At 39.4% G+C, this 7,821-nt stretch carries 13 protein-coding genes and 19 tRNA genes; 8 read left to right on the top strand and 24 right to left on the bottom strand.

Annotated elements, in window-relative coordinates:
- Window positions 1-19: 19 nt before the first annotated feature.
- Genes FC15_RS09485 through FC15_RS08125 form a run of 3 tightly spaced genes read right to left on the bottom strand, consistent with a single transcriptional unit; the run spans window position 20 to window position 588 of the window.
- Window positions 20-172 (bottom strand): helix-turn-helix transcriptional regulator, encoded by a 153-nt coding sequence (locus FC15_RS09485; protein WP_083479171.1) that lies wholly within the window; start codon window positions 170-172, stop codon window positions 20-22.
- An 11-nt stretch (window positions 173-183) separates the two neighbouring features.
- Entirely contained in the window at window positions 184-387 is a 204-nt protein-coding gene (locus FC15_RS08130; RefSeq protein WP_057825636.1) for a hypothetical protein, read from the bottom strand.
- Window positions 388-588 carry a helix-turn-helix domain-containing protein gene (locus FC15_RS08125; protein ID WP_057825634.1) on the bottom strand — a complete coding sequence of 67 codons (201 nt, stop codon included), beginning with the start codon at window positions 586-588 and terminating at the stop codon, window positions 388-390.
- Window positions 589-733: 145 nt separating this feature from the next.
- Here FC15_RS08125 and FC15_RS08120 point away from each other — a divergent pair, with 145 nt between their 5' ends.
- Window positions 734-1,048 carry a hypothetical protein gene (locus FC15_RS08120; protein ID WP_057825633.1) on the top strand — a complete coding sequence of 105 codons (315 nt, stop codon included), beginning with the start codon at window positions 734-736 and terminating at the stop codon, window positions 1,046-1,048.
- Here FC15_RS08120 and FC15_RS09410 read toward each other — a convergent pair.
- Window positions 1,029-1,154: a hypothetical protein gene (locus tag FC15_RS09410; protein WP_268872209.1), complete on the bottom strand. Its 126-nt coding sequence runs from the start codon at window positions 1,152-1,154 to the stop codon at window positions 1,029-1,031. The two genes, FC15_RS08120 and FC15_RS09410, sit on opposite strands and share 20 nt — an antisense overlap.
- Window positions 1,155-1,242: 88 nt before the next feature.
- Between FC15_RS09410 and FC15_RS08115 the strand changes: the two genes are divergently transcribed.
- Window positions 1,243-1,521 carry a hypothetical protein gene (locus tag FC15_RS08115; protein WP_057825631.1) on the top strand — a complete coding sequence of 93 codons (279 nt, stop codon included), beginning with the start codon at window positions 1,243-1,245 and terminating at the stop codon, window positions 1,519-1,521.
- Here FC15_RS08115 and FC15_RS09405 read toward each other — a convergent pair.
- On the bottom strand, window positions 1,515-1,649 hold the full coding sequence (locus FC15_RS09405; RefSeq protein WP_268872208.1) for a hypothetical protein: 135 nt from the start codon (window positions 1,647-1,649) through the stop codon (window positions 1,515-1,517). The two genes, FC15_RS08115 and FC15_RS09405, sit on opposite strands and share 7 nt — an antisense overlap.
- Window positions 1,650-1,937: 288 nt before the next feature.
- Here FC15_RS09405 and FC15_RS08110 point away from each other — a divergent pair, with 288 nt between their 5' ends.
- From FC15_RS08110 to FC15_RS08085, 6 genes are all read left to right on the top strand, one after another.
- Window positions 1,938-2,261 (top strand): helix-turn-helix domain-containing protein, encoded by a 324-nt coding sequence (locus FC15_RS08110; protein ID WP_057825629.1) that lies wholly within the window; start codon window positions 1,938-1,940, stop codon window positions 2,259-2,261.
- Window positions 2,251-2,688, top strand: a complete 438-nt coding sequence (locus tag FC15_RS08105) for an ImmA/IrrE family metallo-endopeptidase (protein ID WP_083479170.1) — start codon at window positions 2,251-2,253, stop codon at window positions 2,686-2,688. The genes FC15_RS08110 and FC15_RS08105 overlap by 11 nt, the downstream gene beginning before the upstream one ends.
- Window positions 2,689-2,785: 97 nt before the next feature.
- On the top strand, window positions 2,786-3,130 hold the full coding sequence (locus FC15_RS08100) for a hypothetical protein (protein ID WP_057825625.1): 345 nt from the start codon (window positions 2,786-2,788) through the stop codon (window positions 3,128-3,130).
- A 28-nt stretch (window positions 3,131-3,158) separates the two neighbouring features.
- Window positions 3,159-3,794 (top strand): DUF5067 domain-containing protein, encoded by a 636-nt coding sequence (locus tag FC15_RS08095; protein ID WP_057825623.1) that lies wholly within the window; start codon window positions 3,159-3,161, stop codon window positions 3,792-3,794.
- Between the two features lie 129 nt (window positions 3,795-3,923).
- Complete coding sequence (locus FC15_RS08090; protein WP_057825621.1) at window positions 3,924-4,604, top strand: hypothetical protein; 681 nt, start codon at window positions 3,924-3,926, stop codon at window positions 4,602-4,604.
- A gap of 119 nt (window positions 4,605-4,723) precedes the next feature.
- Entirely contained in the window at window positions 4,724-5,842 is a 1,119-nt protein-coding gene (locus FC15_RS08085) for a tyrosine-type recombinase/integrase (RefSeq protein ID WP_057825619.1), read from the top strand.
- Window positions 5,843-6,050: 208 nt separating this feature from the next.
- On the opposite strand, the gene FC15_RS08080 is transcribed toward FC15_RS08085, so the two are convergent.
- The 19 genes from FC15_RS08080 to FC15_RS07990 all read right to left on the bottom strand — a co-directional run bounded on the left by FC15_RS08080 (window position 6,051) and on the right by FC15_RS07990 (window position 7,746).
- A tRNA-Leu gene (locus FC15_RS08080) sits at window positions 6,051-6,134 on the bottom strand.
- Between the two features lie 29 nt (window positions 6,135-6,163).
- Window positions 6,164-6,234, bottom strand: a tRNA-Cys gene (locus FC15_RS08075).
- Between the two features lie 34 nt (window positions 6,235-6,268).
- A tRNA-Gln gene (locus FC15_RS08070) sits at window positions 6,269-6,340 on the bottom strand.
- Between the two features lie 8 nt (window positions 6,341-6,348).
- A tRNA-His gene (locus tag FC15_RS08065) sits at window positions 6,349-6,421 on the bottom strand.
- A gap of 13 nt (window positions 6,422-6,434) precedes the next feature.
- Window positions 6,435-6,505 (bottom strand) — tRNA-Trp (locus FC15_RS08060).
- An 8-nt stretch (window positions 6,506-6,513) separates the two neighbouring features.
- Window positions 6,514-6,594 (bottom strand) — tRNA-Tyr (locus FC15_RS08055).
- Between the two features lie 3 nt (window positions 6,595-6,597).
- Window positions 6,598-6,670, bottom strand: a tRNA-Phe gene (locus tag FC15_RS08050).
- Between the two features lie 7 nt (window positions 6,671-6,677).
- A tRNA-Asp gene (locus FC15_RS08045) sits at window positions 6,678-6,751 on the bottom strand.
- Window positions 6,752-6,754: 3 nt separating this feature from the next.
- A tRNA-Met gene (locus FC15_RS08040) sits at window positions 6,755-6,828 on the bottom strand.
- A gap of 15 nt (window positions 6,829-6,843) precedes the next feature.
- Window positions 6,844-6,933, bottom strand: a tRNA-Ser gene (locus FC15_RS08035).
- Between the two features lie 35 nt (window positions 6,934-6,968).
- Window positions 6,969-7,040: transfer RNA gene (locus FC15_RS08030), tRNA-Glu, on the bottom strand.
- Between the two features lie 17 nt (window positions 7,041-7,057).
- Window positions 7,058-7,145, bottom strand: a tRNA-Ser gene (locus FC15_RS08025).
- A 2-nt stretch (window positions 7,146-7,147) separates the two neighbouring features.
- Window positions 7,148-7,221 (bottom strand) — tRNA-Ile (locus tag FC15_RS08020).
- Window positions 7,222-7,226: 5 nt separating this feature from the next.
- A tRNA-Gly gene (locus tag FC15_RS08015) sits at window positions 7,227-7,297 on the bottom strand.
- 23 nt (window positions 7,298-7,320) lie between these two features.
- Window positions 7,321-7,393 (bottom strand) — tRNA-Phe (locus FC15_RS08010).
- A 7-nt stretch (window positions 7,394-7,400) separates the two neighbouring features.
- Window positions 7,401-7,474: transfer RNA gene (locus FC15_RS08005), tRNA-Asp, on the bottom strand.
- Between the two features lie 3 nt (window positions 7,475-7,477).
- Window positions 7,478-7,551: transfer RNA gene (locus tag FC15_RS08000), tRNA-Met, on the bottom strand.
- A gap of 39 nt (window positions 7,552-7,590) precedes the next feature.
- Window positions 7,591-7,664: transfer RNA gene (locus tag FC15_RS07995), tRNA-Ile, on the bottom strand.
- A gap of 8 nt (window positions 7,665-7,672) precedes the next feature.
- Window positions 7,673-7,746 (bottom strand) — tRNA-Met (locus FC15_RS07990).
- Window positions 7,747-7,821: the final 75 nt, after the last annotated feature.

The following is a 7,821-nucleotide window of genomic DNA, read 5'->3' as shown; positions in this document are numbered from 1 at the left end:
ACAGAATTAGAACGAGTGTTTAGAAAAAGATGTGCCATTTATTGACATAGGAGCATGGATTGACAAAATTGTTTTCGAGTTTCACATAATGTGAGTACGAAACGGAGATGCGCTTCGCCATCTCTACTTGATCCACGTCATTTTGTTTTCGTAATTTCTTGAGTAGGTTCATTACTTCATCCCTTAATCATCGTTTGGTCGTAATTTAAAATCATCAATAATTTTGAGTACCAAAGCATTGGCAGCTCGTGTCTGCTTTTTACCAGAGATTATTTCACCCATGTATACTTTTCCAATTCCGTACATAGCACCTAAGCTACCTAAATCAACGTTATGCTGGTCAACGTATTGTTTGATAAGTTGTCGACCGGTTAATGCTGTTGGCATTTACTTCACTTCCCTTCTAAATTCGTCAAGGCTAAAATCCAATACGTCAGCAATTTTTATCAACGTTGATATTTTTGCATCCTTTTGCCCTTGCATCAACTGGTACACAGCGACATATGTCAGTCCAGATGTTTTGGCCAAACGGTACATAGTCATGTTTTTTTGTTTTAGATGTTGATAAATGACTGTAGATATTTTCATTTGATGCCTCCCAGTGTACAATATCTTGTGTGTAAAATTGGTATACCATCAACATGTAGTTGTAACTGAATAGTTATAATGATATAATTCAACCGAACACAAGTTTTGTTGATTGTTGTTCAATCCAATAAAGTGTGGTGATAGTATGACTAAAAATTTAACTGGAGTAGACGATGTCCTTAAGAACCTAAAGAAAATGCAGAAGTCTGCAGAAGAAATCGAGGGTACTAATACCATTCCATTTACGGAGCTGTTTAACAATTCTTTTATGCAAGCGAACACGAAATTTTCTGACATTGAGAATTTTGAAAAAGAATCAAAGTTTGATTTCAGTGAAATGGATTCAATTGATGAGAAAAAACTTGATGAATTTGTTAATCTAAACACGAAGTTTGATTCCTGGGATTCAATGATGACTTCCGCCAGTAATAAATGGGTTGCTAAGAAACTTGGTCTTTAATTTTATTCAGAGTTTCTTGAAGCTGGTTAGCTTGTGTGATCGCAAGCTTGATCAGCTTTTTTATTTGGTCGAGATTCTGAACTTGAATACCAATTCTTTTGTTCATTCTCATCACCTCCTATACTTTAATTCCATATTTACTGCCCCACTTATTTGCTATAATGGACTCATATCACCAAAGGAGGTGATATTGAATGTCAAAACCATATATAATTTCTTACGATCTAAACACACCAGGGCAAACTTACGAAAAAGTAAAGGATGTAATTATCAACTTCGGTGGTGCTTACATAAAACTGCAAGCATCGTTCTGGCTTGTTCGTAACGATCTAACACCTGGAGAAATGCAGCAAAAGTTGAATTCTGTTCTTGATAAAAACGATGAACTTTTCATCTGTGAAGCCGTTTCGAATTATCAAGGTTTAGCTTCAAAAGAAAATTGGGATTTCATCAGAGAGTCAATCTTTTATTGATTCATTGGAACATCGGGTCTAGTAGTAATCGTGTGTCCCATGATAATTTCGTGTTGCTCCTTGCTACTCGCTATAGCATGGAGCACTTTTTGCATGTCATCAAAACTGCCTTCAATTGTTACTTTCATTCCTATCACCTCCTTTCATATGTATGTAAGCTAAAATGATAGCTATGATTAAAATGTTTTAGAAATATATTGACTAAATCTATTAAACATTATAGAATGTAGGCATAGTTAAATAAGCCATTAAAGCTATTTTATCGTTGGGGAACGGGTCTTAGCTCTTATTTTTTACTGGCTGTTTCTGCTATCAAATTAGCTTACGAGATTAGTATATTAAATGGTTTTGTAGATGTAAACTATTATCTACAAATGTATTTAATTTATTTCTTGTAATGCATCGGGAGTGTTGGTATGACGACATTTGATATCATCAAAAAATTAGCTGAGAAACAAAAAATGTCTATTGTCGAATTGGAAGAAAAACTGGGATTCAGTAGAAATTCACTATATGCTTGGAAAAAAAGCAAACCATCAGTCGATAAACTTCAAGCGGTTGCGGACTATTTTCACGTGTCTACTGATTATCTACTTGGTCGCACGGACGATCCAGATATTTCCAAAAATAGCGTTAAAACTGCAGATCTCGCTGACGACGAAGCAATTTTTACTTTTCAAGGACGACCACTTTCAGATGAAGATCGAAAGATCATCAAACGATTGATGAATGGTAAGTAATATGGATGATAACGCCTTAACTTTCATTCTTAACTATGCATTTAGTATTAACGTCGGTTTCACCTTAACCGATGAGTTATCACCTGATTCACCATCTTTTTCATTGCCACAATCAAAGCGAGTTTTCGTCAATATGAATTGGCAAAATAAAAAAGAATTACCATTCATTGCTGCACACGAGCTAGGACATGTTTTGAATGGTGATAACACACAGAAATTACTTTATTACACGACGAGTGCCACCAGAATCAAAATTGAAAACGAGGCAAATAAGACGGGTATTGATCTGCTTTTGAAATTCTGCGAGAGTGCTGATCTTATGTATGATAACTACCTAACCTTTATGGATGATTTTGGCGTCCCGAAGACGCTAACTACCCTCGTCAAGAAACGATTAACAGAATGGTTACTACAAAACATGGATTAAAAAAGCTCCCTCCGCGGGCACGGAGAGAGTGAGTTAAAGATAACGATTGTTACAAAAATATTATACCAGATTTATTCTGGTTGTGGAGGAATTATTTATGAAAAAAGTTGCAAAAGTTTTATTTGGGTTAACAATTATGCTAGGACTGGTAGCAACATTAGCCGCATGTGGTGCATCACAGCCTAAAGCGGATTATACCGAAGCACAGGCTGAAAAGAAACTAAATGCGGGTGACGACATTAAAGGAAAAACTATAAAAATTAAGGTACAGAAATTAGATCCTAAGTCAGCTTTTGGGTATAACATCCAAGCTGGAAAACATTTAAATTTTGTCTCCAATGAAAATCCTAATGTCAAAAAAGGGGATAGTTTAATCGTTAAAGTGAAAAAGGTAGAAAGTACATTAGGATCATTTGTTATCACCTATTCAAAGGTTAACTAATTTATCATTATCATGGGAGGAACGGGCAATGAAGAAAAGTATTATTTTAGCAACAGCGTTAGGTTTATCTCTAACTTTAGCAGCATGTGGCAACTCCAGTGATGATTCTGCTAAGAAATCAAGCGAGCCAAGGGTCGAAAAAGCATCTAAAGTCGACAGCAAGAAAGAGTCGGAGAAATCTAGCAAAGCAAAAGCAGAATCCAGCAAAAAGGCTGCTTCATCATCAAAGAGCATTCCTACTACTGATGATCAAGATTGGTTCTTCCAAGATCCTGTTTTCTATGCCGACATGGAAACAATGAAGCTCACTAAAACTGAAGTACGTGATGGTGCTGAAGATAATACTAAGGTGCTAGTCATTTATAATACAATTCATAATAATTCTGATAAAGAACAAGATCCTTCTAACTTCTATATGGTTATCCACGCTAAACAAAAGACAGATACGTCAAATGTTAATTTAGACCCAGGAACATTAGCTTTGGATGAAAATGGCAATAATCCACTACAAGCTCAAGAAGATAACCTAAATAACAGCTTATTACCTGGTAAAACAGTTGAAACAGTTATGATGTTTAAGCTTGTTAATGACACACCGGTTACTATTGAATTTTCTAACGAAGATTTTACTACCATTGGGACTAAAACAATTAACGTTAACTAAGCTCCACCCCAAGTCTGGTGACTAGCTACGATTCAATTCCAATGGTGAATCTAAACTAATTGCTTTTGACTAGTCTAAAACAAAAAAACACCCCACCCGCAGGCACAGTGAGGCTTTGGAGGAATATTTATGGATACTTTAGCAACCGTACTTGTATTGGTTGGAATACTAGCCGCAATTGTTTTTGTCGGCTTTTTAATTGTTTTTATTGTAGGCTTCTCAATTAAAAAAGGTGCGCCAAAAACCGTTGGTAAACTCGGTATGATCATTTCAGCTGTCTTTATTCTTATTGGATTTGGAGGCGGTCAGCTTACTATCAACAGAATTAATGAACAACAAGCCAAGGCTGCGGCTATCAAAGCTGCTGAAGTTAAAAAAGAAAAAGCCGAAAAAAAGAAAACTAACAAGAAGTTTAATAAGGCTGAAGGCTTGTTTAGAGCAAATGTTTATCTTGCGGTTACTGATTCAGAGGATTTAGCCAAAGCGATTCATAAAGGCTGGGGTGACGCAATAGATAACAGCTCTGATAACTTTGATGTAGATACTACAATACAAAAGCTAGTTTCAGATAATCAAACCGACATTGATACCATGGAAAGTGCTGTTACATCAGCAAAAGAAAGTTTAACAACAATGGAGAATAATGATACTGGCGATTATGATTTGAATTTCTACGAAAAAATGTACAAACATACAAGAAAACTAACTGATTTTGTAGCATCACCAACTGGAAGTTATTCAGAATTTATTGATACATTTAATGGATACCATCAAAAAGTTGATGATGATATCGATGAATTAACTGATTAAACAAAATAAGCCATATCCCCCACTCGACCAAAAGTTAGGATATGGCAACCAACAAAAGTGTACATAGGTACATGCTTTTTGTGTACCCTAATTTTAACATAAACAAAGGAGAATTTACTATGCCTGTTACAAAAATAGCAGATAAAAAGTACCGCGCAAGCTACCAAAAGCGTCTGAAAAACGGAGATCGAATTGTTAAAAAACGAGTCTTTGATAAAAAGTCAGATGCTGAAAAACAATTATTAAATTGGGAAATGGAATTTAGCTCTGGTGATCGAATCAATGACGGCTCCATATCCCTACCCGACTATTTTATGAAGTGGGTAAATACATTTAAACGACCATCTATTTCAAATCGTACCTATGAGCATTATATGACCACTTATAACACGTTTAACACTTACTTTCCAGATACATCAATTGGTTCAATTAGTCGCTTGGAATATCAAAAGTTTGTTAACGACTACGCAGGTGGCAAGGATCTAAGGAACCCCCACACACGCTCTAGAGAGACCGTTAGCAAGCTCCACACTCACATTAGAGCAAGTATATTGTCAGCAGTCGAAGATGGCTATATCCGCCGAAATTTCACCAATTCGATAACAATTTCAGGCAAGAGACCAGTGAAGACTTTGACTAACTATCTCGAAGCAGAAGATTTTGAAACTTTGCGAGCGTATTTTATTAAGCACCTTACATCTCTCAATATTAGCCAACAAATGGCTTATATTGCAATGATGACTGGTATGCGCGTTGCTGAAATAGCGGCACTTCAAGATACACCAGAAGATCTTAATTATGATCATACGACCATTTGTGTAACAAAATCATATGACTGGCATGATGATGGTTTTAAGCCTACCAAAACGACTTTGCCGCGTGAAATAGACGTGCCAAAAGAATTACTAGATCAATTGCAACAATTTGCAAAACGAAACTACCCTAATTCTCGCCGTCTTATTTTTGCTAATAACAAAGGCGTAATACCGGACAACCACACAATCAATGATTATCTTCAGCAAACTCTTCGAATGTGTAACGTTAATCGCCCCGACTTTACTTTTCATGGTCTACGCCATTCTCACGCTAGTTATTTGATTTATAAAGATGTAGATATTTACTATATCAGTCAGAGACTAGGACATTCAAAAGTCTCCAAAACCTTAGACGTATATGCACACCTATTAAAACGAAAAGAGAAAAAAGAGATTGAAAAAACACTCAATGCGATTTTCTAATAACCTTGTACACTACGGGTTACAGCGTTCCATTAGAGTTGCCACCCTCCTGGCAACCATTAAGTACAAAACTCGGATAAAGTTGCCAAAAAGTTGCCACTTGACGAATTACTACCTTTTTCTATCTGATTCTAAGCAAGCAAAAAGCCTAGAAATCAACGTTTGTCAATTTTCTAGGCTTTTTACTTCGACTAATCTGGTGCGATAATACCGGTGATCGGGGTCGAACCGATACTCCCGCGAAGGAACTGGATTTTGAGTCCAGCGCGTCTGCCAATTCCGCCACACCGGCAAAAAATATTGTGATGGCTCTACAGCCAAAGGTGGTAATCGGATTTGAACCGACGATGAAGGTTTTGCAGACCTCTGCCTTACCACTTGGCTATACCACCATAATACACTATTTATCAGTTTTTGAAAACTGAATTGGGATAGCTGGATTCGAACCAGCGCATGACAGAGTCAAAGTCTGTTGCCTTACCGCTTGGCTATATCCCAATAATAAGGGCGGTATGTGGGGATCGAACCCACGTGTGCCGGTGCCACAAACCGGTGTGTTAACCACTTCACCAATACCGCCATATAAGGCAAACAGGGATAGTAGGAATTGAACCCACACTGACGGTTTTGGAGACCGTAGTTCTACCTTTAAACTATATCCCTAAAAAGAATGGAGGAGAGTGGATTCGAACCACCGAACCCGAAGGAGCGGATTTACAGTCCGCCGCGTTTAGCCACTTCGCTACTCCTCCAAATGGCGCGGGACAGAATCGAACTGCCGACACATGGAGCTTCAATCCATTGCTCTACCAACTGAGCTACCGAGCCATTTGAACGGTCCCAACCGGACTCGAACCGGTGATCTCCTGCGTGACAGGCAGGCGTCATAACCAACTAGACCATGGAACCATATTGCGGGAGCAGGGTTTGAACCTGCGACCTTCGGGTTATGAGCCCGACGAGCTACCAGACTGCTCCATCCCGCGATAATATAAAACTAAAGGAGGATGTGGGATTCGAACCCACGCGCGGTTTGACCCGCCTGACGGTTTTCAAGACCGTTCCCTTCAGCCGGACTTGGGTAATCCTCCAGATGAATATAATACGTATTAACTTAATAATACAATGACCCGTACGAGATTTGAACTCATGTTACCGCCGTGAAAGGGCGGTGTCTTAACCACTTGACCAACGGGCCATACAAATATGGAACTACGGAGAAGGAGAGATTCGAACTCTCGCGCCGCTTTCGCAACCTACACCCTTAGCAGGGGCGCCTCTTCAGCCACTTGAGTACTTCTCCAATGGGCCTAAATGGACTCGAACCATCGACCTCACGCTTATCAGGCGTGCGCTCTAACCAGCTGAGCTATAGGCCCATTACAGCGGGTGACGAGAATCGGACTCGCGACAACAGCTTGGAAGGCTGTGGTTTTACCACTAAACTACACCCGCAGTGCTAAATAAAATTGTGTACATGGCGCGGGACAGAATCGAACTGCCGACACATGGAGCTTCAATCCATTGCTCTACCAACTGAGCTACCGAGCCATTTGAACGGTCCCAACCGGACTCGAACCGGTGATCTCCTGCGTGACAGGCAGGCGTCATAACCAACTAGACCATGGAACCATATTGCGGGAGCAGGGTTTGAACCTGCGACCTTCGGGTTATGAGCCCGACGAGCTACCAGACTGCTCCATCCCGCGATAATATTAACTATTAACCATTCAAAATCCATCAAATGATGGACCTTGTAGGACTCGAACCTACGACCGGACGGTTATGAGCCGTCTGCTCTAACCAACTGAGCTAAAGGTCCAAGTAATATAGCGGCGAAGGGGATCGAACCCCCGACCTCCCGGGTATGAACCGGACGCTCTAGCCAGCTGAGCTACACCGCCAAAAATATTATCTATGGAAATCGGGAAGACAGGATTCGAACCTGCGACCCCCTGGTCCCAAACCAGGTGCTCTAC

This window comes from Lapidilactobacillus concavus DSM 17758 (genome assembly GCF_001435835.1).
Lineage (GTDB): Bacteria > Bacillota > Bacilli > Lactobacillales > Lactobacillaceae > Lapidilactobacillus > Lapidilactobacillus concavus.
This window is presented reverse-complemented; position numbering and strand designations above follow the sequence as displayed.